Annotated in this window: 18 protein-coding genes and 4 pseudogenes; 16 read left to right on the top strand and 6 right to left on the bottom strand. The window is 60.8% G+C overall.

Features of this window, described 5'->3' with window-relative positions; translation table 11 throughout:
- Positions 1 to 146: 146 nt before the first annotated feature.
- Together LOKO_RS04010 and LOKO_RS04005 are read right to left on the bottom strand one after the other, a co-directional pair.
- Entirely contained in the window at positions 147 to 1,433 is a 1,287-nt protein-coding gene (locus LOKO_RS04010; RefSeq protein ID WP_083517417.1) for a Y-family DNA polymerase, read from the bottom strand.
- Positions 1,430 to 1,870: a LexA family protein gene (locus tag LOKO_RS04005; RefSeq protein ID WP_066445381.1), complete on the bottom strand. Its 441-nt coding sequence runs from the start codon at positions 1,868 to 1,870 to the stop codon at positions 1,430 to 1,432. The genes LOKO_RS04010 and LOKO_RS04005 overlap by 4 nt, the downstream gene beginning before the upstream one ends.
- 178 nt (positions 1,871 to 2,048) lie before the next feature.
- Here LOKO_RS04005 and LOKO_RS04000 point away from each other — a divergent pair, with 178 nt between their 5' ends.
- The 5 genes and pseudogenes from LOKO_RS04000 to nth all read left to right on the top strand — a co-directional run bounded on the left by LOKO_RS04000 (position 2,049) and on the right by nth (position 8,022).
- A complete protein-coding gene (locus LOKO_RS04000) occupies positions 2,049 to 3,698 on the top strand; it encodes a putative bifunctional diguanylate cyclase/phosphodiesterase (protein WP_083517416.1) in 1,650 nt (549 codons plus the stop codon).
- Between the two features lie 170 nt (positions 3,699 to 3,868).
- A pseudogene (metG, locus tag LOKO_RS03995) lies at positions 3,869 to 4,750 on the top strand (methionine--tRNA ligase subunit beta); the annotation flags it as partial.
- A gap of 128 nt (positions 4,751 to 4,878) precedes the next feature.
- The gene (locus LOKO_RS03990; protein WP_066445379.1) at positions 4,879 to 6,468 is read left to right on the top strand and encodes a diguanylate cyclase; all 1,590 of its coding nucleotides are present in this window, start codon (positions 4,879 to 4,881) and stop codon (positions 6,466 to 6,468) included.
- 115 nt (positions 6,469 to 6,583) lie between these two features.
- The gene (gene rsxB, locus LOKO_RS03985; RefSeq protein ID WP_066445377.1) at positions 6,584 to 7,366 is read left to right on the top strand and encodes an electron transport complex subunit RsxB; all 783 of its coding nucleotides are present in this window, start codon (positions 6,584 to 6,586) and stop codon (positions 7,364 to 7,366) included.
- Positions 7,367 to 7,386: 20 nt separating this feature from the next.
- Positions 7,387 to 8,022, top strand: a complete 636-nt coding sequence (gene nth / locus LOKO_RS03980; protein ID WP_066445374.1) for an endonuclease III — start codon at positions 7,387 to 7,389, stop codon at positions 8,020 to 8,022.
- Between the two features lie 110 nt (positions 8,023 to 8,132).
- Here nth and LOKO_RS03975 read toward each other — a convergent pair whose 3' ends face one another.
- Entirely contained in the window at positions 8,133 to 8,411 is a 279-nt protein-coding gene (locus LOKO_RS03975) for a DUF4242 domain-containing protein (RefSeq protein WP_066445371.1), read from the bottom strand.
- 104 nt (positions 8,412 to 8,515) lie between these two features.
- Between LOKO_RS03975 and LOKO_RS03970 the strand changes: the two genes are divergently transcribed.
- The 3 genes from LOKO_RS03970 to LOKO_RS03960 all read left to right on the top strand — a co-directional run bounded on the left by LOKO_RS03970 (position 8,516) and on the right by LOKO_RS03960 (position 11,160).
- Positions 8,516 to 9,208: a TetR/AcrR family transcriptional regulator gene (locus LOKO_RS03970; RefSeq protein ID WP_066445361.1), complete on the top strand. Its 693-nt coding sequence runs from the start codon at positions 8,516 to 8,518 to the stop codon at positions 9,206 to 9,208.
- A 127-nt stretch (positions 9,209 to 9,335) separates the two neighbouring features.
- Positions 9,336 to 10,397 (top strand): hypothetical protein, encoded by a 1,062-nt coding sequence (locus LOKO_RS03965; protein WP_066445359.1) that lies wholly within the window; start codon positions 9,336 to 9,338, stop codon positions 10,395 to 10,397.
- A gap of 16 nt (positions 10,398 to 10,413) precedes the next feature.
- On the top strand, positions 10,414 to 11,160 hold the full coding sequence (locus LOKO_RS03960; RefSeq protein WP_066445356.1) for a YdcF family protein: 747 nt from the start codon (positions 10,414 to 10,416) through the stop codon (positions 11,158 to 11,160).
- A 14-nt stretch (positions 11,161 to 11,174) separates the two neighbouring features.
- Here the strand turns inward: LOKO_RS03960 and LOKO_RS03955 are convergent, their stop codons facing one another.
- The 3 genes and pseudogenes from LOKO_RS03955 to LOKO_RS03945 all read right to left on the bottom strand — a co-directional run.
- Positions 11,175 to 12,182 (bottom strand): ArsA family ATPase, encoded by a 1,008-nt coding sequence (locus LOKO_RS03955; RefSeq protein WP_066445354.1) that lies wholly within the window; start codon positions 12,180 to 12,182, stop codon positions 11,175 to 11,177.
- Positions 12,183 to 12,344: 162 nt separating this feature from the next.
- On the bottom strand, positions 12,345 to 12,647 hold the full coding sequence (locus LOKO_RS03950) for a cory-CC-star protein (protein WP_066445353.1): 303 nt from the start codon (positions 12,645 to 12,647) through the stop codon (positions 12,345 to 12,347).
- Between the two features lie 17 nt (positions 12,648 to 12,664).
- Positions 12,665 to 13,504, bottom strand: a pseudogene (locus LOKO_RS03945) (carbon starvation CstA family protein); the annotation flags it as partial.
- On the opposite strand from LOKO_RS03945, the pseudogene LOKO_RS03940 reads away from it, so the two are divergent.
- The 8 genes and pseudogenes from LOKO_RS03940 to LOKO_RS18565 all read left to right on the top strand — a co-directional run.
- A pseudogene (locus tag LOKO_RS03940) lies at positions 13,479 to 14,012 on the top strand (16S rRNA (uracil(1498)-N(3))-methyltransferase); the annotation flags it as partial. The pseudogenes LOKO_RS03945 and LOKO_RS03940 sit on opposite strands and share 26 nt — an antisense overlap.
- A gap of 206 nt (positions 14,013 to 14,218) precedes the next feature.
- Positions 14,219 to 15,136, top strand: a complete 918-nt coding sequence (gene kdgD, locus LOKO_RS03935; RefSeq protein WP_066452207.1) for a 5-dehydro-4-deoxyglucarate dehydratase — start codon at positions 14,219 to 14,221, stop codon at positions 15,134 to 15,136.
- A 35-nt stretch (positions 15,137 to 15,171) separates the two neighbouring features.
- The gene (locus LOKO_RS03930; protein WP_083517413.1) at positions 15,172 to 16,122 is read left to right on the top strand and encodes a Bug family tripartite tricarboxylate transporter substrate binding protein; all 951 of its coding nucleotides are present in this window, start codon (positions 15,172 to 15,174) and stop codon (positions 16,120 to 16,122) included.
- 18 nt (positions 16,123 to 16,140) lie between these two features.
- Positions 16,141 to 16,659, top strand: a complete 519-nt coding sequence (locus tag LOKO_RS03925) for a tripartite tricarboxylate transporter TctB family protein (protein ID WP_066445342.1) — start codon at positions 16,141 to 16,143, stop codon at positions 16,657 to 16,659.
- A gap of 1 nt (position 16,660) precedes the next feature.
- The gene (locus LOKO_RS03920; protein WP_066445340.1) at positions 16,661 to 18,148 is read left to right on the top strand and encodes a tripartite tricarboxylate transporter permease; all 1,488 of its coding nucleotides are present in this window, start codon (positions 16,661 to 16,663) and stop codon (positions 18,146 to 18,148) included.
- A gap of 13 nt (positions 18,149 to 18,161) precedes the next feature.
- Entirely contained in the window at positions 18,162 to 19,487 is a 1,326-nt protein-coding gene (locus LOKO_RS03915; protein ID WP_066445337.1) for an enolase C-terminal domain-like protein, read from the top strand.
- Between the two features lie 70 nt (positions 19,488 to 19,557).
- Positions 19,558 to 20,295, top strand: a complete 738-nt coding sequence (locus LOKO_RS03910; RefSeq protein WP_066445334.1) for a FadR/GntR family transcriptional regulator — start codon at positions 19,558 to 19,560, stop codon at positions 20,293 to 20,295.
- A 48-nt stretch (positions 20,296 to 20,343) separates the two neighbouring features.
- Positions 20,344 to 20,955: pseudogene (locus LOKO_RS18565) on the top strand (aldehyde dehydrogenase family protein); the annotation flags it as partial.
- Between the last annotated feature and the right edge of the window lie 9 nt (positions 20,956 to 20,964).

Below are 20,964 nucleotides of genomic sequence, written 5' to 3'. Positions count from 1 at the left end.
TCCTTACTGTCGATCTTCAGTATGCACACCCCGGTGTTGGAAACTCGGCTGCTGCTGTGCATCGTTCTCGGGGTGGTTTTGCTGGGTGGTTGTGTGTAGTGGAAAGGAAGCGAAGATTTAGCCTGGCCTCACGGCCGGGCTTCTTGTTATGTGGCTCTTGCCGCGGGAAGCTCTTCCCAGCGCGTCGAATAGCGCTGGGTGAGGTTATCGCAGCGCAGGTGCCAGGCTGCGCCGGGGCTGGGCGTGCCGAGCTTCACGGTGCCGCGCCCCATTCTGCTGTTCAGTTCATCCATGATGCTCATCAGCTTCTGGCTGCGGTTCCTGTCGGCGTCGCTCTGGGGCGTGTCGAGCAGCGAGAGCTGCTGTCGATTGGCGTCGATGAGGTCGAGCAGCATCACGCCGCCTTTCTGGTACCGGTAACCCTGGCGGTAGATTCGTTGGAGGGCTTGGCCGGCGGCGTGCAGGATCTCGCGGCTGTCGTCGGTGGGGCGGTACAGTTCGACGGCCAGGCTGGGCGAGTACTGGGGCAGGTCGTTGCGAAACGGATTGGTCTTGAGGAACACCAGGACGGCACGGGCGAGGCTATTCTGGCGGCGTAGCTTCTCGGCGCCGCGCTGGCCGTGCTGACGAATCGCCTCGCGGATCTCGCTGAAATCGTTGGTCAGCTTGCCAAAGCTGCGGCTGGTCATGATGCGTTGGCGGGGCTCATGGAAATCGTTCAGCTCGATACAGGGTATGCCGCGCAGCTCCAGGGCGGTGCGTTCGAGGGTGACGCTGAACTGCCGGCGGATGCGCTTGGGGTCGGCCTGGGCGAGATCCCAGGCGCTCTTTATGCCAATGAGGGAAAGGCGCCCGACGAGCCGCCGCCCCACGCCCCAAACGTCACTCAGTTCGGTCTTCTTCAGCAGCGCCTGGGTTTCTCGGTTATCGGGCCGTATTGCGCATACGCCGCGATAGGCCGGTATCTTCTTGGCTGCTCTGTTTGCGAGTTTGGCGAGGGTGCGGGTAGGGGCCACGCCGACGCAGACGGGAATGCCGGTGTACTGGCGCACCTTGCGATGGAGCTGTCGGGCGTGCTCGAGGAGCTGATCGTTGGCAAAGCCATCGAATCTCACGAACATTTCATCAATCGAGTAGGGCTCGACGCCGGCAGAGTACTCCTCGAGCACGTCCTGTACCCGCGCGGACATGTCGCCATAAAGTTCGTAGTTTGACGAGAGCAGGTGAATGCGGCCCTGGCGCACCAGGTGCTGGATCTCGAACGCCGGCGTGCCCATCTCGATGCCGAGAGCCTTGATCTCGTTGGAGCGGGCGATGAGGCAGCCGTCGTTGTTGGAGAGTACGCCGACGGCCTGGCCATCCAGCCGCGGCTGAAACACGCGCTCGCAGCTGACGTAGAAGCTGTTGCAGTCCACCAGGCCGATCAAGCTCATACCGGATACTCGTGAATGACGGCGCGCACTACCCCCCAAACCTGGCAGTCGAGGTCCTCCAGGGGAATCGGAGCATAGCGGGTGTTGCCCGAGCAGAGGTATGGCTGGTTACCGAGCCGCTCGTACCGCTTCACGGTGATCTCGCCGTCGACCATGGCGACCAGGATATGGCCAGGGCGGGGCTCAATGGAGCGATCGACCAAGAGCAGGTCACCTTCATGGATGCCAAGTCGCATCATGCTGTCACCAGTGACGTTCATGTAGAACGTGGCCGAAGGGCGCTTCACCAGGCGCTCGTTGAGGTCGAGGGTACGGCCCTCGTAGTCCTGGGCCGGGCTGGGAAAACCGGCGAGGCCGGCGCGGCCCAGGGCAAGCGGGTAGGGCAGCGCAAGGGAGGGTGGTGCAGGGTGTGCGGAAAGGATCGTATCGTGTGGCATGAGGTGGTCTCGCGAATGCTGTCATTACATACAGTATCCTCGGTGGGCACGGTCACAGGCAACAGGTGATGACTAATGGACGTTGGTGCCGCTTCGTACATGGCATCAGTCGGTTATCTGTCGGTCATTTCAGATTTTTCTGCTATACATAGTGTTATAAACTTAAAATGGTGACGTAATGTCATTGACTGGCTTGCTGTCGATCATTCGACGGTACGCGCTCGCAGGGATGCTGGCTGGGCTGTCGTCGACAGCGGCTGGCAGCGTGGAGGGGGCAGCGTTGGTGCCTGCCTCCAGTTGGGCGGTGCTTGCCATCGTCGCCCTTGTAGGTCTGGCGTTGGCGGCAGCGTGCGGCGCCTGGTGGGGCCGCCGCGTGGGTTCCCGAAGGGCCGCTCACTCGCCGGCCGACAAGGTGAAACTGGCCAACGATTCAGATGGCAGGGATTATTTGCCGTGTGGTGTAGCCACCGATATCACCGAGTGCCATGCGATCCAGGAAAGCAACTATCGCCTGACCTTCTATGATCCGCTGACCGGCCTGCCCAATCGGCGCCTGATGCTCGATCGTCTGGAAAGGGTGGTCAAGGGGTCCCGGCGCACGGATCGCTATGCGGCGCTGATGTTCATTGACCTGGATAATTTCAAACTGGTCAATGACACTCAGGGGCTCTCTCAGGGCGATCATCTCCTGCGCCACGTTGCCGATCACCTTTCGCGTGCGGTACGAGAGAGCGACACCCTGGCGCGGCTGGGAGGCGATGAGTTCGTTCTGCTGATTCACGACCTGGCTCCCGATCAGGAACAGGCGGCTCATGCTGCCGAGCTTGTGGCGGAAAAGCTGTTGGCCCGCATTCTGGAAGCCCAGCAGGATCAGGAGCAGGCGCTGACCCTGCCGATTACCGGCAGCATCGGCGTCACGCTGTTCGCCGACGGCGAGACCAGCGTGGAGAGCGCCATGCAGCAGGCCGACATGGCGCTGCAGCAGGCCAAGGGGGCGGGAGGCAATACCCTGCGCTTCTTCAATTCCGCCATGCAGGCCACGGTGATGGCACGTGTCCAGTTGGAAGCCGATCTGCACCTGGCCCTCGCTCGGGATGAGTTTCGCCTTCACTACCAGGTGCAGGTGGACTCCCTTTCACGCGTCACCGGGGTCGAGGCGTTGATTCGCTGGGAGCATCCGCAGCGTGGCATGGTATCGCCCGGCATGTTCATTCCCTTGGCGGAAAAGAACCGAATGATTCTACCGATCGGGTACTGGGTCCTCGAAACCGCCTGCCGGCAGCTTGTCGTTTGGGCACAGGAGCCGGAGCGGGAGAGTTTGAGCATTGCCGTCAACGTCAGCTCCGTGCAATTCCATCAGCCGGATTTCGTGGTGAGAGTCCAGCAAATACTGAAAGAAACGGCTGCCAATCCTTGTCGACTGACGCTGGAGGTGACCGAGAGCCTGCTGATGGATGATCACCAGCGGGTACGCGAAATCATGCTGCGGCTCAATCAGATCGGCATCCGCTTTGCCCTGGATGACTTCGGGACGGGTTACTCTTCGCTGAACTATCTCAAGCGGTTGCCACTGGATGAATTGAAGATCGACCAGGCTTTCGTCAACGGCGTGCTTGACGACCCGGTGGATGCCGCGATTGTCCAGGCCACCATCACCCTGGCGGCTAGCCTTGGGCTTGACGTGACCGCAGAAGGGGTAGAGACCGAGGCGCAGCACCAGTGGCTTCTGGCAAACGGTTGCGAAGCCTTCCAGGGCTATCTCTTCGGCAGGCCGCAGCCGGTGGCGGAGCTGCAGGTGGGCCAAGTCTCCTGTACCCATGGTACGTGATAGGGCCGTGCTGGGCTTTCCCACCGGCTCCTTGTCTAGGGTAAGCTGTATCACGTATCAGATATTACCGGCGGCCTGTCTTCTTCCGCCCTTCACTAAACCACTGGAGAGTCTTCATGCCCTTTCGTTCCTTGCTTGCCGCTACCGTGCTGATGTTGCCGCTGACCGCCGTGGCAGAATCGCCCAATATCGCCAGCCGCTGCGCCGGCTTCGTCAAGAAACTGGGGGGGGGAGCGCTGTCAGCTCACTGCGCTGAGCCTGAACTCGTGGCACGCTTCATCGCCGCCGGTGACGGTATCGCCGACGATTTCGAGGCCCGGGAATTCGGCCGGGCAATCCGCAAGGTGATGGATTTGGCCGACGAGGCCAATACCTACATCGCCGAGAAGGAGCCGTGGGTACTGGCCAAGCAGGAGGATCGCGAGCAGGAAGTACTCGATATCTGCTCGGTGGGCCTCAACCTGTTTCGCCAGTTGATGGTCTACCTGGCGCCGGTGGTACCGGCCATGGCTGAAGAGGCAAGGCAGTTCCTGCAACTCGACACGCTCGACTGGCATAGCCGTCACGACGTGCTTCTGGGCCACGAAATTGCCAAGTTCAAGCCGTTGATGACCCGCGTGGAACGTGATCGTATCGATGCCATGATCGAGGCCTCGAAGGAGGATCTGGTGGAAGAACAGAAGCTCAAGAATGCCCCCAAGGGGCCGCTGACCGATGATCCCATCGCCCCTGAGATCACTTTCGACGACTTTGCCAAGGTGGATCTCCGCATTGCCCGTATCGCCAAGGCCGAGTATGTCGAGGGAGCCGACAAGCTCCTGCAATTGACCCTGGACCTGGGCGGCGAGAGCCGCACCGTGTTTGCCGGCATACGTGCAGCCTACGCCCCGGAGGCACTGGAGGGCAGACTGACGGTCATGGTCGCCAACCTGGCCCCGCGCAAGATGCGCTTCGGCATCTCGGAGGGCATGGTCCTCGCTGCGGGCAACGACGACGGCATCTACTTGCTGTCGCCGGATTCAGGTGCCGAACCCGGCCAGCGCGTGAAATAACCACCCGCTCGATGCGCGGCCCTGCCGCGCATCGTTCGCCTGCCTCGCCTTATTCAAGTTCGACCGTTAGCGGCCGATATAACTGCTAACAAACATCTCGAACAACAATTGAGCCTCAGGCGTGTGCCATGACCCCACCCTTCTCGTCACTCCGCCACCGCTTTTTCCTCGCTCTCGGCGGCGTGCTGTGCTTCGCGCTGCTGGCGCTGATACTGGTGGCCCGCTACCAGATCATGCCGATTCTACTGGAGGACGAGGAGAAGTATGCCAGCGGCGAACTGGATCGGGTCGAGCGTACCCTGGGCAGCGAACTTAACCATATGCGGCGCCTGGTGGAGGACTGGGCATGGTGGGACGATACCTACGACTTCATCCAGGGTCAGCGCCCGGAGTATACCGACTCCAACATCTATGAAAGTACCCTGGAAACCCTCGATCTCAAGATGATGATCTTTCTCGATGTCCGCAACCAGCCCAGCTGGGTAGCAGGCTATGACGAGGATGGCGAGTTCACGTCCTGCCCCGACACGGCCCCCCCCTGCGACTGGGCCACTACCTATATCAACTACCTGCAAGCCAGACTCGACAGCGAAAACGAAGCGTCACAAACCTGGCTACTCGCCCAGCCAGAGCTCGCCATGGCGGCCATGTCGGGCATCTACCAGAGCCGGGAAACGTCTCCCTCGGCCGGCTGGCTGATGATGGTGCGCCCCCTTTCGGCGCCCTGGCTTGAACAGCTCCGCGACACAACCGGCATCGATCTGCACCTGACCAGCATCGCAGCGGAGAACGAGGCAGTCCACGAAAGCCTGGAACGGGTTTCAGCGACTCACATGGCGGCAAGCCGAGCGGTCGACGCCATGCCCGACGACCGGTTGGTTCGCATCGATGCGACTCTCCCGCGCCAGCGTTACCAGGCCAGCCTGGAGACCTTTCGCTTTGCGCTCTACTGGACCAGCGGGGTACTGGTCCTGACAGTGCTGGTGGTGCTGTGGCTGCTCGAGAGCATCGTACTGGCCCCGCTTCGCCAATTCTCACGCTATACGCAGCGCCTGCATCTCGATACGACACCTTCTCCCATGCCAGCCTCGTTGTTGAATCGGCACGACGAGATCGGCACCCTGGCCCAGGAATTTCGCCACCTGCTCGACCATCAGTACCAGCAATCCACCCTCCTGCTCGAATTGTCTCAACATGATTCGCTGACCGGACTTGCCAACCGCCGTCTGTTCGATGAACAACTCAAACAGACCATGCATCAGGCGCAGACCCATGGCACGCAGGTAGCCACCTTGATGATCGATATCGACCATTTCAAGCTTTACAACGATCACTATGGCCACCTTGCCGGCGATGATTGCCTGTCCACCCTCGCTGAATTCATGCAAGGCCACTTGGCCTCTCACCGGTTTCTGGCCGCCCGCACCGGAGGCGAGGAGTTCAGCATCCTGATGCCCGGCACCTCACTGAATGAAGCACTGGACCATGCCCACGAGCTGCTGGAGGCAATCAATTCACTGGCGCTGCCCCATGAGTACTCCCCAACCAGCCCCTACGTGACAGTCAGCATCGGGGTTGCCGCCAGGCAGGACAACCTGTCGACGCCAAGCGATATCATGCGCGCCGCCGACCAAGCCATGTACCAGGCCAAGGCCGGCGGGCGGAACCGAGTAGCGGCTTACCAGGCTCAGGATCAGACCAGCAGCATCGAACACTAGCCCCAATCGCCCATGCAACTTCCTGTAAGAACGGGTTGATTCCAGGCGGTATGCCCCAGGTGCCCTGGGGCATATAATAGGCCCCCTCGATTCACCGTAGTCATCAGGAGAAAAAGTGAGGGGCGACTCAACGCTGATTGATGCCATCGACGCCCTGTTGCCGCAGACGCAGTGCGGCAAGTGTGGCCATCCGGGCTGTCGACCCTACGCCGAGGCAATTGCTGACGGCGAGGCGATCAACCTCTGCCCTCCCGGGGGCCAGCAAACCGTGACGCAGCTTGCCCAGTTGACAGGCCGCCCCCCGCTGCCCCTCGACCAACCGGCCCAGCCCCCCCTGGTCGCCTGGATCCGCGAGGCGGAGTGCATCGGCTGCACCAAGTGCATCCAGGCCTGCCCGGTAGACGCCATCCTCGGCGCAGCCAAGCGCATGCATACGGTCCTCGCCGCAGAGTGTACCGGCTGCGAACTGTGCGTCGCGCCATGCCCGGTCGACTGCATCGATCTGCTACCCCATCCCGACTGGCTTGCCGCCGACAGCGAAGCGGACAGGCAAGGCTATCTGGATTCCCGGGCTCGCAAGGGGCGACGGCGCTTCGAGGCGCGCAATCGGCGCCTGACAAGGCAGGCACGTGAGAAGCGCCTGGAACGCCAGCGCCGCCTGATCCGCCAAACCTCTCGCACCAGCCGTAGCAGTGCGGACAATCGGCCCGAGCGACGTCAACGCCAGATGGCCGTCAATGCTGCCGAACAGGCCCTGCGCCGCGCCAGGCAGCAGTTGGCCCATGCAGAGCGCCAGGACACTGCCGAGGCAATCGCGATGGCCCAGGATCGAGTAGCACAGGCAACCAGACTGCTCGACGATGCCCGCACTTCCCTGGACAACACGCCCGCACGCTGACCACCTGAGAATCGTCCGAGATGAATGCCCAGAAACGCTTAGAGATCTTCACACGATTACGCGAGCACAACCCGGAGCCCACCACGGAGTTGCACTGGTCGACCCCTTTCGAGCTACTCACGGCGGTGCTGCTCTCTGCCCAGGCTACGGACGTCGGTGTGAACAAGGCCACCGCCAGGCTGTTCCCGGTGGCCAATACGCCGCAGGCGATACTCGATCTCGGTATCGATGGGCTTAAGGAGCACATCAGGACGATTGGCCTGTATAACACCAAGGCCGAGAACCTGATGAAGACCTGCCGCATACTGGTCGAACAGCATGGCTGCAAAGTCCCGAAAACCCGTGCCGACCTGGAAGCGCTGCCCGGCGTCGGCCGCAAGACCGCGAACGTGATCCTCAATACCGCCTTTGGCGAACCTACCATTGCCGTAGACACGCACATCTTCAGGGTGTCGAATCGCACCGGCCTTGCCAAGGGCAAGGATGTGGTAGAGGTGGAAAAGAAGCTACTGCGTCATGTCCCCCGGGAATTTCTGCAGGACGCCCACCATTGGTTGATCCTGCACGGACGCTACACATGCGTGGCGCGGAAGCCGCGCTGCGGCAGCTGTGTCATCGAGGATCTCTGCGAGTTCAAGGACAAAGTCGACCTCTAGCCTGGGCGTAAGCCGGCTTGGCATTGCGCATCGAGGTTCATATGTGCGGGGACCGGCGGCGCAACGGCCGCGGCCCCCGCCCCTGACTCACTCTCGGCGGGACCTGCCTTTCATGCCCCTCCGGTCGTCGGGTTAGTCACGCTCCCGACGCGGCAGACTCGACTGATGGGGATATCCAGACAGCGTGAGTGCTCCTGGATGATGTCGGTGTCTTTCGCAATATAGACACAATAGATCTTGTCCTCGGAGATGTAGCTGTGCATCCACTGCAGATCGGCCGACCCCAGTTCGTTGCGGACTGCGTTGGACTGGCGGGACGCCTCTTGCAACTGCTCGGCGGTAAGCTCATGGGCTCCCGGAACTTCGCGCTCGATCACGTACATTGGCATGGCTGGTTCCTCCTTCAGTTGCTTACATACCGCAGGTATGTATAATAGATACCAGCAGTATGGATAATAGATACCACCGGTATGCTCGTCAAGAGGAGATGCATTTGGGTGTACTCTCGCAGAAAATTGCTCAGGGTCGGGCCACCCGGGAAAAGCTGATCGCGGCGGCACGGGCCGAGTTTGGCGAGCGTGGCTACGCCGAGACTTCCGTCGAAGAAATCGTCCGGCGCGCCGAGCTCACCAAGGGCGCGTTCTATCATCACTTCTCGGGAAAGGACGAGTTGTTCCTGCGAGTGTTCGAGAACATCAAGCGCGAACTGGGACGAGCGGCATTCGTCATTCATGGCGACTACAAACCGTTCAGCGAGCCGGATTCTCGCAACATCCGGATGGATGAGACCTTCCACGCCCGCAGCAACCGCGATATCTGGCGGCAGCTCAACGATCGCTGCCGGCGCTACGTCGAACTCCACATCGATCCCGATCTGCGGCGCATCGTGCTGGTAGACGCCCGCTGGGTGCTTTCCTGGGAAACCTGGCAGCGCGTCGAGGGCGAGCACGGCATCACTCTGTTGCGAGCGGATCTGCGCATCGCGATGCGCCGCGGCATCGTGCGCGCGCTTCCGCTGCCCACGCTGGCGACGCTGCTGACGGGGGTCCTGAACGAGACCTGTCTACTGGTGGCCAACAGGCCCCAATCGGAGGCAGCGCTGGACGATGCGATGACCGTTATCTCGAGCTTCCTCGACGGACTGCAAACCGACGAGTTTCGCCAGGGAAGCGGAAGCCTACCTTAAGCACTGAGCCCCATTGGTCGACTTGGCCTGAACTACGACTGCGACCAAGGGCGGCTTTGCATATTCGCGCACGCTGTTGGACGATAGCCACTCGGCAAGTCGACGACAACAACTATCGAGCCGCTCCATGCGCATCCACGACCGCCCCATTCAAGAACGAATCGAGGCGCTGCTCTCCCTCTCCCGGGAGCACGCCGACACCTTCTGCAGCCCCTCCGCCGGGCTGGCTCGAGAGCGTTATCTGGCGACACATCCCACCCGTATTGTGGTGATGAAATGCATGGACGGGCGCATTCATCTTCCTCATGCCACCCGCACCCCGCTGGGGATCATCACGCCCTTCCGTAACCTTGGCGGCATCTTTAATCTCGGCTGGCCCTATCTGGGTGACATGCTGACCGACACGGTTTACGAAGCGACCCACAGCGGCCATGGGGTCCTGATGATCATCACCTACCACTTTTCGCGGGGCGAGAAAAAACGCGGCTGTGCTGGCTTCGACTGTGACGCCGAGGCGGCCCTGGCCCATGCCCGAGCGATCCGTGTCCAGGCCGAGCAACTCTTCGGCCATGACCACCGCCATGTCTATCCCTTGGTCTGTGGCTTCGAAACTGACGGCGACGCCTTGATCGTGCATGGCAATGCCGATACCCGTCTCGACATCGGCGAACTGAGCCTGGCCGATGCCAGCGACCTTGACCGCCGGGTCGCCGCTCTGTGCCCCGACATGCCTTCCGATATTCGTCGCGACCTGCTGCCACTACTGGAAGGCAACCTACAGCATGTGGACTCGCTTCGAGGCGTCCCCCGCCAGCTCGATATCGAGCATAGAGAGTGGGTAATCTGCGTGGGCCGTGGCTTCGACTTCCTCCACCTGCCCAATACCGCCCTGATCGTCGGACCCTATAGTCCGGATCTTTCGGAGCCCATCGGCACCGCTGCCGCCATTATCGATGCGAATATGAAAACCGGCCGCATTCCCGATGACGGCTTTCTCCTGCTGGCCTCGACCCCCTATCAGGAGGTCGGTGTGGACCGTGCTCGAGCCGAAATGAAATCCCACTTTCTCGCGGAGTTCGCCACCCAGGTCATTGCCCGCGAACATCCAAAACTGGCCAAGCGCATGATCCGGCGCACCGCCGTTGTTCATTGGCCTAGCCGCCGACTGGAACTGCTCAGCGACGCCTGACTAGCCGGAGATCGACATGAGCCTACTCAAACTCCTGCTGCTGCCCCCCACCATCAATGTGCTGCTGGTATTGCTCGGGCTGATGCTCGGGCTTCGGCGCCTGCTTGGGGCATTGCTGGCAATGCTGGGCCTGGTCGGGCTGCTCGCACTCGCTACCCCTCTGGCCAGCCACGCCCTGCGCCAGGGTTTGGAGCCCTACCCAGTACCGTTGCCCAGCCAGCTGGAGACCGCACAGGCCATCGTGATCCTGGGCGGCGGCCGTGACTACAATGCCCCGGAATTCGATTGGGGCGATGCCCCCGCCAACGCCACCTGGCGACGCCTTGCCTACGGGACGCATCTGCATCGTGACACCGACTTGCCGATACTGGTCAGCGGTGGCCGGGTGCATGACGAGCACAGCGCCGAAGCCAGCCTGATGGCGGCAGCGCTGCGCGAGGTCTTCGACGTGCCGGTTCACTGGATGGAGGGCGAGAGCCGAAATACCACCGAGAACGCCCGCTTCAGCGCCGACATGTTGCTCGCCACGGATATCAGCCATGTGGCGCTGGTATCCCAGGCCTGGCACCTGCCCCGTGCCGTGGCGGAGTTCGAAGCCGCCGGGCTGACTGTCATCCCTGCGCCGACGGAATTCACCAGCCCGCCGCCACAGGGGTGGCACGCCTGGATACCGCGGGCGTATCACCTCAATCAGAGTACCCGAGCACTGAACGAGTGGTTGGGTCGCGCCTGGCTAGCCATGCGCGACAGGCTGCCGCTGTAGCAGCAACACCCCCCTCAGAAACCCAGCGCCTCCAATCGATCGGCCAGCCCTTCGAGGACGTCGATTCCCTGGACGTCGGTGGGCAGCCAGGGAAGGCGCGGGCGTGGCAGTCTTGTCAGCTGGTCATCGATACGTGCCAGATAGGTAGCCTCCTGCTCGCGACGGGCACGCAGGAACTCCCCATCGGCATCATCGGGTATCACCCGATTGACCAGGGTACCGGCCACCGGAATATTGACTGCCTCCAGCGCCTCGACGGCACGCACCGTCTCCAGGATCGGCAGTCGCTCCGGTGTCATGACGAACAGAAAGCTCGTCTCTTCCGGATTTTCGATCCGTCGACGTGCGCGATGAAACAGCCGCCGCCGGTCGATCAGGGTGCGAGCCACATCCCGGGTCTTCTCATCCAGGTCGCTCAGCGGATCTTCCTGAGGGTCGTCGAAGGGGGTCGCCACATCGCGGCCACGCCTGGGCGTCAGGTGCGAGAGGACCTTGCCCAACTCTTCGGACTTGCGATTATGGGACAGCAGCCCATCGGTCCAGGCGGCCATCGCCTCCGGCAAGGTAAGCAGCCGCAGCGTATGGCCGGTGGGCGCGGTATCAAAGATGATCAGGTCATAGGGCGCCTCGTCGTCAGTCACCAGTCGCGAGAGTCGCTCCAGCAGCGCGGCCTCCTGGGTGCCGGGCGACTGCCGCGTCAAACGCATCTGCCGCTCGAGTTCCTTCATCATCTCCGGCGCGGCATAGCGCCGCATCTGCTCGGTGACACGGGACAGGTGCGCTTCGACCTCGATGTCCGGGTCGATCTCCATGGCATCCAGGTTCGGCAGCAGCCGACGCGGGGTGTCGCCCAGTTCCCGGTCGAAGACGTCGCCCAGGCTGTGCGCCGGGTCGGTGGAGACCACCAGCACGCGGCGGTCGCGCCGCGCCGCCAGCACCGCCAGCGAGGCGGCTACGGTGGTCTTGCCGACACCGCCCTTGCCGCCTACCCAGAGCAGGCGTTTATCTAGAAGATCCTTCATGCTTTCTCAGCCTTTGGCCGATGCCGAGGTGAGCCCCGACGACAAAGGTCATTGAGGAGGCGCTGTGAATCCTTCCCTGGACGCTACATTTGCCATCCATGGCAAATGACCTCCTCTATGACCTGTCCCCGGGCCTCTTGGCATGCTTTTCTCAACATGTGCCTAACAGCACTTGAAATGATCCAGCGGCGAGCGCTCCATGCCCATGCGACAGTGCCAGTCGTGGAAGCGCTCGAGCAATAGCGGCTGGAGCTCCAGGGTGTAGTAGGCGGCCGGATTGGGTACGCCCATCATCTCGGAGAACACCAGCAGCATGAACAGGTCGTCCTCGTCTCGCCGTGCACGGGCAATTGCACCGCGGTAGCGCGAAGAGTAGACCTCCTCCGCGAAGAAACGGGCCTGGCCGAGCCAGGCCCGAATCCGTTCGAGACGAGGATCATGACCGCTGCCATGATCGTCGTGCATACGCTGCTCCTCCACTGTCAATTGTCGCCCTGCTCAGCCATCTCGGCCCGCGAACGCTTGAGGGCCGACGCGCACTCCATGGCCACCATGATCGCGGCAATCAGTACCACGATATCGACAACCAGCAGGAAATAGTTGCCCTGCTCGAAGAAGGTGCGAAGCTGGATCAACAGGGCCGCTATGGTCATTACCAGCAGGAAGCAGAGTGGCACCAGCGTGTACCACATGGGACGACGCAGGCGCACCAGCATCACGGTGATGACCAGCAGCGTCAGGCCGGCAAGCAGCTGGTTGGTGGTGCCGAAGAGCGGCCAGATGATCATGCCACCGGTGCCGTCGGCGCCACCGGCACCAAAGGCCAGCAGCAGGCAGCTACCCACCGCCAGCAGCGTTGCCGGCACGTTCTTCTTCATCCAGGGCTGGTTATATATCTCGCCCCACTCCTGAAAGATATAGCGCTGCAGGCGCAGCCCGGTATCCATGGTGGTGCCGGCAAACAGCGCCGCCATCACCGTGAGCAGGGTCGCGGCCGTCGCTTCCGGCAGGCCAAGGCCGTTGTGGATCATGAAGGCTCCGCCTTCCACGAACGCCGTGACGCCACCCGCTCCGAAGGCGGTGTACATGGCTTCCCAATCGGCAAAGGTGGCAAAACCGGCGGTGGCGGCAAGGATCGCGGCCAGCGCCAGCATGCCTTCGCCCACCGCCCCAAAATAGCCCACGAAGCGGGCGTCGGTTTCCTTGTTGAGCTGCTTGGAAGTCGTGCCGGAGGAGACCAGGCCATGGAAACCCGAGATGGCACCACAGGCGATGGTGACGAACAGCAGCGGCAGCATCGAGGGCGTCCCGGCGGGCACCGGCGAGTCGCCGCTCGGTGTTCACCTGGGCCAGGCGATATCCAAGGGCGACCGCATGGACTACGCGATCCAGAAGGCCGTCGAGCTGGGTGTGGCGGCGATCACGCCGCTGTATACGGAGCATGGCGACGTGCGCCTCAAGGAGGAGCGCGAAGCGAAAAAGCTCGCCCATTGGCAGGCGGTGGCCGTCAGCGCCTGCGAGCAGTGCGGCCGCGCCACCGTACCGCCTGTTCACTCCCCCATGCCGCTGGCCGACTGGCTCGACGAGCGCGACGAAGCCCTGCGCCTGGTGCTTCATCCCGCCACCAACCGTGCCCTGGCACGGGAAACCGCTCCGTCCAGCGTGGCGTTGCTGATTGGCCCGGAAGGCGGCCTCTCCAGTATTGAAGTCGACGCCGCCCAGGCTGCCGACTTTTCACTCCTCTCCCTCGGCCCGCGTATCCTGCGTACCGAAACCGCCCCGGTGGTGGCACTCTCCCTGCTGCAGTATCGCTTCGGGGACCTGGGCTGAAACCTGCTGATTGACTCGGTATATTCGAATCAATAACGCTTTATAGACTTTGGTCTATTTTTGTACATTGTGCCTTGCAGGGCGGAGAGCGGCCTATTAGGTTGTGTGTTGTATGATGTATGACAACAAGCGCAATCGATCGTCCTGAGCCAGTGCGATAGCGGAACCCAGAGCCGGCGATGCGTGCAACCGAAGAGGAAGAGTTCGTGAAATTTTCCAGAGCAGCTGTGGTACACGCCGTAGGTGATGGACTGCTGTCTTTTCCCATTACCGATTTCGATGACGAAGGCCGCTTCGATGCGGATAGCTATCGTCGCCGCCTGGAGTGGTTCATCAGCCACGAGATTTCGGCCGTCTTCGTAGCCGGCGGCACAGGCGAATTCTTCAACCTCTCGCTGGATGAATATCGCGAAGTGGTGCGCGTGGCTGTCGAGACGGTGAATGGCAAGCTACCGGTCATCGCCAGCGCCGGGCTGAGTGTCGAGAGCGGCAAGGCCTTTGCGACAGCCGCCGAGGAAGAGGGCGCTGACGGAATCCTGCTGATGCCTCCCTACCTCACAGAATGTCCCCAGGACGGTCTTGTCGAGTATGCGCGCCAGATCTGCGACGCGACTACGGTGAACGTCATCTACTACAACCGCGGTAACGGCATCCTCAATGCCGAGTCGGTCCAGGCGTTGGCGGACCTGTGCCCGAACTTGATCGGCCTGAAGGATGGCAAGGGCGACATGCAGGCGCTGAACAGGATCGTCAAGACCGTGGGGGATCGCCTGGTCTACGTCGGCGGCGTGCCGACCGCTGAAATCTTTGCTGAAGCTTATTTGGCCATTGGTGTGAATACCTACTCCTCGGCCGTGTTCAACTTCGTGCCGGACATGGCCGTCAAGTTCTACAAGGAACTCCGCAAGGGGAATAGTGAGGTCGTCAAGCAGATCACCAACGACTTCATTATCCCCTTCGTGGATCTCAGGGATCGGAAGGCGGGCTATGCCGTCAGCCTGATCAAGGCCGGCGCCGAGATTATAGGGCGTCCGGCGGGTAGCGTGCGCGCTCCTCTGACCATGCCCTCCTCCGAGGAGCACCAGCAGCTCGAAAAGCTGGTGAGCATCGCCAAGCAACTATAACTACCTGTACAGCACCCAGCATTGGAGGTAATGACATGAAAAAGACAATGATTGCAGTGTCAATGGCCGTAGCAGCCACCGGGTTGGCCACATTTGCTCAGGCTGCCGAAAACTATCCGGAGCGCAGCATCGAGTTCATCGTGCCCTATGGCCCGGGCGGTGGTTCAGACAATGTCGTGCGAGCCTTGCAACCCAAGATCGAGGAAGCCTTGGGCGGTACATTGGTTATTCGCAACATCTCCGGCGGGGGAGGTGCCGTTGGCTATAACCGTGCTGTCAATGCCGCAGCCGATGGTTACACCGTGACCACGCCGAACAATGCGAATTTTACTCTCGAAGGTCTGGGCAACGTCGACTTCACCTATGGTGATTTCGAGTACATTGCTCGTGTGCTGGTTGAGCCCTACATCCTGGCGGTTCGTCAGAATGATGACTGGACCGATTTCGAGTCACTGATGGAGTCGATCGAGGCGGGAAACCGGTTATCCGTAGGCTTCTCTGGCGTCGGCTCCTCGACTCATGTCACGGCTGTTGCCATTGGTGAAGAGTTGGGCGTCGACTTCAATTTCATTCCCTTCGATGGCGGTTCGGCTGCCGTATCGGCGGCCATGGGCGGCCATGTGGATGCCGTGGTGCTCAACCCCAACGAGATCCTGTCCGCGGTGGAGGGTGGTCGACTCAACCCCATGCTCTCTACCGGTGAGGACCGCACCGACATTTTCCCAGATACCCCGACCATGGTCGAGTTGGGCTATGAACTCGAGCTGAACCAGTGGCGTGGCATTGCTGCACCCAAGGGCATCAGCCAGGAAATCGAGGACAAGTGGGTCGAAGCCGTCAAGCATGCCGTCGAGGACCCAGCTTTCCAGAGGTTTGCCAAGGAAGGGGGCTCCGAAGTCATGCCGCTCTTTGGCGAGGAACTGGATGAGTTCGTTCGCCGCACGGCTGACCTCATGATTCCCATCGCCCAAAGCGTTCAGGAATAACCTAAAAGGTTCTTTTTTATGAACAGGCCTGTCAGTGAAATTGTCGTTCACTTGGTGCTGATAGGCCTTGCGGGATACTTCCTTGTTGAATCTTTTTCGATACGTGGAAGTGCAGCCGGCGGTAGTCTACCGCCGGCCTTTTTCCCCAAGGCAATCTGCATTCTTCTATTGGTGTTGTTGAGCATCTCCCTGCTCAAGGCTATCCATGGAATGGTAAAGAAAAGGGAAGGAGCGGCTGAGATCAGTTCTTCTCACAGTGCGGTTATTCCTGTTATCAGCTGGCTTGTGGTCTTGTCGCTTCTGATTATTTATGCCGTGTTGCTAGAGCGACTTGGTTATATCTTATCGACAACTCTGTTGGTGTTTTGTGTGGTGGGTACGCTGGTGATCTTTAGTGCCGATCCTGACAATCGAGTGTCGGCCAAGGGGGTCGCTCAGTTGGGAGCTTTTGCAGCTTCCGTATCCGTTACGATTTTTCTCCTCTTTAGCAAAGGGTTCGGCATCATGCTGCCAACCCTTGGCATGATGGGGGTATAGCATGGCTGATTATATCGATGCCTTCGGGCTTGTGTTCCAGGGCTATGTCTTGCTGGCTATAGCCGGGGGTACACTGCTCGGCCTGATCATGGGGGCTCTGCCCGGCTTGACCGCGGCCATGGCCATCGCTCTTCTGCTGCCGCTGACCTTTGGTATGCCGCCGGTGATGGGGGTCGGCATGCTGTTGGGCACTCTCTGTGGTGCCATCGCCGGTGGCTCCGTGTCGGCTACACTGCTCAATATTCCAGGCACTCCCTCGTCAGTAGCCACCACCCTGGATGCCTTTCCCATGGCCCGTAAGGGCCAGGCCGGGCGGGCCCTTGGGATCGCCATTGTGGCTTCCTTCCTGGGGGGGATCTTCAGTGCGATAGTACTGAGCGTTCTGGCGCCGCCCATCGCCGAGTTCGCCCTACGGTTCGGTGCAGCCGAGTATTTCGCACTGAGTATTTTCGGGCTGGTCATCATTGCTTCCGTGGCCAAGAGCCTGATCAAGGGGCTTGTGGCGGGTCTTATTGGCTTACTGCTGGCGACAGTTGGCACTGACCCCATTGCGGGTGTCACGCGCTTCACCTATGGCCAGTCTTCCCTCCTTACGGGTATTAACCTCTTGCCGGCACTGATCGGTCTCTTCGCCGTTTCCCAGGTGTTGGCCGATGTCGTTGACTACTTCAAGACCGAAAAGATCGGAAAATCCAAGGCTAAACTGGATAAAGCGTCACCGCGTTGGCTGGAAGTCCTGAGGAACTGGAAGGTACTGCTGTCGAGTTCTGTTATCGGCACCATCGTAGGTGCCATTCCAGGAGCCGGGGGTAGTATTGCGTCATTCCTCTCTTATGACCAAGCCAAGAAAATGTCCAAGACGCCCGAAAAGTTTGGGACCGGTCACCCTGAAGGTATCGTGGCCTCCGAGTCATCAAACAACTCTTTGGTGGGTGGTTCACTCATTCCCATGTTGACGCTGGGAGTGCCAGGTGAGGCGGCAACAGCGGTGCTGATGGGAGGCTTGATGATCCAGGGAATCCGTCCTGGGCCAATGCTTTTCGCTGAGCAGGGAGCCATCATCTACGGAATTTTCATTGCCTTCTTCGTTGCCAATATCTTCATGCTGATGTTCCAGTGGTTTGGGATTCGTATCTTCGTCAAGGTACTGCAAATTCCGCGCAAGCTACTGATGGCGATGATTTTGGTGTTCTGTGTGATCGGCGTCTACGCCGTCGACTCGGATATCTTCAATGTTTATCTGATGCTTGGGTTCGGGGTGCTCGGCTACTTCCTGAACAAGTATGGTTTCGGTACGGCACCCGTCATCCTGGGGCTGATCCTGGGGCCCATTGCCGAGTCCAATCTGCGCCGTGCCCTGTTGCTGTCGGGGGGAGATTGGTCGGTCTTTGTGATGCGTCCGATCAGTTTCACCTTCCTGGCCGTGGCTCTAATCTTTTTGATCTTCACCTATTGGCAGAATACTCGCCACAAGACTCTACTGACCTGACGAGAGGTGGTCCATGTTTCCTTCGATCAAGAAAATGCGTGTGGTACCGGTCGCCGGCTATGATGGCTTCCTGTTGAACCTCAGCGGTGGCCATGCACCCTGGTTCATTCGTTGCGTGGTGATCCTCGAAGATGATGCCGGTAATCAGGGCGTCGGGGAGATCCCTTCCAGCGCCGGTATTCTCAAGGGGCTGGAGCAGTGCCGCGAGCTTGTGGAAGGTTCGCGTATCAACGACATCAAGCAAACGCTGAATCAAGTCCGACTGTTGCTGGCCAAGAACGGTCGTGAGGAGCGGGGCCGCCAGACCTTCGATCTGCGTGTGGCAGTTCATGTGACTACAGGCCTCGAGTCGGCCCTTTACGACCTCTTCGGCCAGGCGCTGCAGATGCCGGTGGCTGACTTGCTGGGCCAGTACGGGCGTCAGCGCGATGAGGTTGAAGCCCTCGGCTACCTGTTCCTGCTCGGCGACCCTGCAAAGACGGATCTGCCCTATCCCAAGGCTGACAATCCGCAGGATACCTGGGATGAGGTGCGCTACCGCGAGGCGCTGACGCCCGAGGCGGTGGCCAACCTGGCCAAGGCGGCCTATGAGCGCTATGGCTTCAGGGACTTCAAGCTCAAGGGCGGTGTGCTGCGCGGCGAAGAGGAAGCGGACTGTATTCGCGCACTGCACGAGGCTTTCCCCGAAGCGCGTCTGACACTGGACCCCAATGGCGCTTGGACCCTCGATGAGGCGGTACGGGTGCTCGATCCCATCAAGCATTTGCTGAGCTATGCCGAGGATCCCTGCGGCCAGGAAGAGAGCTACTCCGGTCGCGAGACCATGGCCGAGTTCAAGAAGCGCACCGGACTGCCTACCGCGACCAACATGATCGCTACCGATTTCAAGCAGTTGCAGTATGCCGTTCAGCTCAATTCGGTGGACATCCCGCTGGCAGACTGCCACTTCTGGACCATGCAGGGTGCTGTGGCGGTGGGCGAGCTGTGCAACGAGTGGGGCATGACTTGGGGCTCGCACAGCAACAACCACTTCGATATTTCGCTGGCGATGATGACCCATGTGGCCGCGGCTTGCCCCGGGGAGATCACGGCTATCGATACTCATTGGATCTGGCAGGACGGCCAGCGGATCACCAAGAATCCGTTCGCGATCCGCGATGGCAAGCTGAGCGTGCCGAAGGTGCCGGGTCTGGGGGTCGAGCTGGACGAGGAGAAACTGATGGAGGCGCATCGTCTGTATCAGAGCCTCGATGTGACACAGCGCAACGATGCCATGGCCATGCAGTACCTGATTCCCGGCTGGGAGTTCGATCCCAAGCGGCCGGCTCTCGTCCGTTAGCACCAGGCCGAGCTAGCCTGGATAAATAAGCGTATGTTGTGAGGGATACATTCATGCCGAGGAAGTTGATATGCCAGCTGAATTAGGGCAGCTCAATGTGCGCAGGGTAGGCCAGCAGGGAAGCCTGTCTGTGCATGTGGCGGACCAGCTTGAAGTCCTGATCACTGAAGGCAAGATTGCGGTTGGGGACAAGTTGCCGCCCGAGAGCAGCCTGTGCGATTCCTTTGGCGTCAGCCGCACGGTGATCCGTGAAGCCATTACCCACCTCAAGTCGCTCGGGCTGGTCGAGACACGTCGTGGGGTCGGTACGACCGTCTTGCGTTCGACCACTATTGAGGCAAGACCCGCTAAGAGCATCAATCCGACCACGGTGAAGGATATCCTTCACGTGCTTGAGTTGCGTTTGACACTGGAACCAGCGGCAGCAGAGCTGGCAGCGTTGCGGTATGACGATGAGGACAGTCGAATCCTGCAGGCTCGCCACGAAGCTTTCATCAAGGCGCATGCCGATAAATCGCAGGCACGTGTGGAGGACTACGAGTTCCACCACGCTATTGCCAAGGCGACCAAGAACCCATTTTTCAATCAATTCTACGAGCAGCTTAGCCAGAGTGTGATCCCTCGCGCCAAGCTACTCAGCATGGAGATCAATCCCGTAGCGTCGGAGCGCTATCTGGCACGCGTACAGGAGGAGCACGCCTACATTCTTGAGGCGATCCTGTCGCGGGACGCAGAAGCCGCTCGTGAAACGATGTTCCAGCACCTGAATCGCGCGAGAAATATGTACGCCAAGTATCAGGAAGCCTGAAATGGATTGAGTCATCGCAATTAACCAGCACGAAATTTAGGAGCCATTATGTCCCTTCAAGGCAAGCTGCTAATCGGCCGGGAGGCCGTCAGCGGCAGTTCCACGCCCATCCATGGCGTCAACCCCGCCACTGGCGAGACGCTGGAGCCCACCTACGTCGGCGGAAGCAAGGCCGAGGTCGAGCGCGCCTGCGAACTGGCCGAGGCGGCCTTCGGCGCCTATCGTGAGACCACCCTCGAGCAGCGTGCGACGTTTCTGGAAACCATCGCCGCCGAGATCGAGGCCATCGGTGACGGCTTGATCGAACGCGCCATGGCCGAGACCGGCCTGCCCCGGGCGCGCCTGGAAGGCGAGCGCGGCCGCACCTGCGGCCAGCTGCGCCTGTTTGCCGCCGTGGTGCGCGCCGGCGAATGGCTCGACGTGCGCCTCGACCCGGCCATGCCGGATCGTGAGCCGATGCCTCGCGCCGATCTGCGCCAGCGCCACATCCCGCTGGGCCCGGTGGCGGTGTTCGGTGCCAGCAACTTCCCGCTGGCCTTCAGCGTAGCCGGTGGCGATACCGCCTCGGCGCTGGCCGCCGGCTGCCCGGTGATCGTCAAGGGCCACTCCGCCCACCCCGGCACCTCGGAGCTGGTGGGTCGTGCGGTGCAGAACGCTGTCGAAACTGAC

Origin of the sequence: Halomonas chromatireducens (assembly GCF_001545155.1) — a bacterium.
GTDB lineage: Bacteria > Pseudomonadota > Gammaproteobacteria > Pseudomonadales > Halomonadaceae > Halomonas > Halomonas chromatireducens.
This window is presented reverse-complemented; position numbering and strand designations above follow the sequence as displayed.

Coding starts and splice junctions, on each gene's coding strand:
- LOKO_RS04010 (WP_083517417.1), bottom strand. CDS start 1,433: ATGAGCTTGATCGGCCTGGTGGACTGCAACAGCTTCTACGTCAGCTGC.
- LOKO_RS04005 (WP_066445381.1), bottom strand. CDS start 1,870: ATGCCACACGATACGATCCTTTCCGCACACCCTGCACCACCCTCCCTT.
- LOKO_RS04000 (WP_083517416.1), top strand. CDS start 2,049: ATGTCATTGACTGGCTTGCTGTCGATCATTCGACGGTACGCGCTCGCA.
- LOKO_RS03990 (WP_066445379.1), top strand. CDS start 4,879: ATGACCCCACCCTTCTCGTCACTCCGCCACCGCTTTTTCCTCGCTCTC.
- nth (WP_066445374.1), top strand. CDS start 7,387: ATGAATGCCCAGAAACGCTTAGAGATCTTCACACGATTACGCGAGCAC.
- LOKO_RS03975 (WP_066445371.1), bottom strand. CDS start 8,411: ATGCCAATGTACGTGATCGAGCGCGAAGTTCCGGGAGCCCATGAGCTT.
- LOKO_RS03965 (WP_066445359.1), top strand. CDS start 9,336: ATGCGCATCCACGACCGCCCCATTCAAGAACGAATCGAGGCGCTGCTC.
- LOKO_RS03960 (WP_066445356.1), top strand. CDS start 10,414: ATGAGCCTACTCAAACTCCTGCTGCTGCCCCCCACCATCAATGTGCTG.
- LOKO_RS03955 (WP_066445354.1), bottom strand. CDS start 12,182: ATGAAGGATCTTCTAGATAAACGCCTGCTCTGGGTAGGCGGCAAGGGC.
- LOKO_RS03950 (WP_066445353.1), bottom strand. CDS start 12,647: ATGCACGACGATCATGGCAGCGGTCATGATCCTCGTCTCGAACGGATT.
- LOKO_RS03930 (WP_083517413.1), top strand. CDS start 15,172: ATGAAAAAGACAATGATTGCAGTGTCAATGGCCGTAGCAGCCACCGGG.
- LOKO_RS03925 (WP_066445342.1), top strand. CDS start 16,141: ATGAACAGGCCTGTCAGTGAAATTGTCGTTCACTTGGTGCTGATAGGC.
- LOKO_RS03920 (WP_066445340.1), top strand. CDS start 16,661: ATGGCTGATTATATCGATGCCTTCGGGCTTGTGTTCCAGGGCTATGTC.
- LOKO_RS03915 (WP_066445337.1), top strand. CDS start 18,162: ATGTTTCCTTCGATCAAGAAAATGCGTGTGGTACCGGTCGCCGGCTAT.
- LOKO_RS03910 (WP_066445334.1), top strand. CDS start 19,558: ATGCCAGCTGAATTAGGGCAGCTCAATGTGCGCAGGGTAGGCCAGCAG.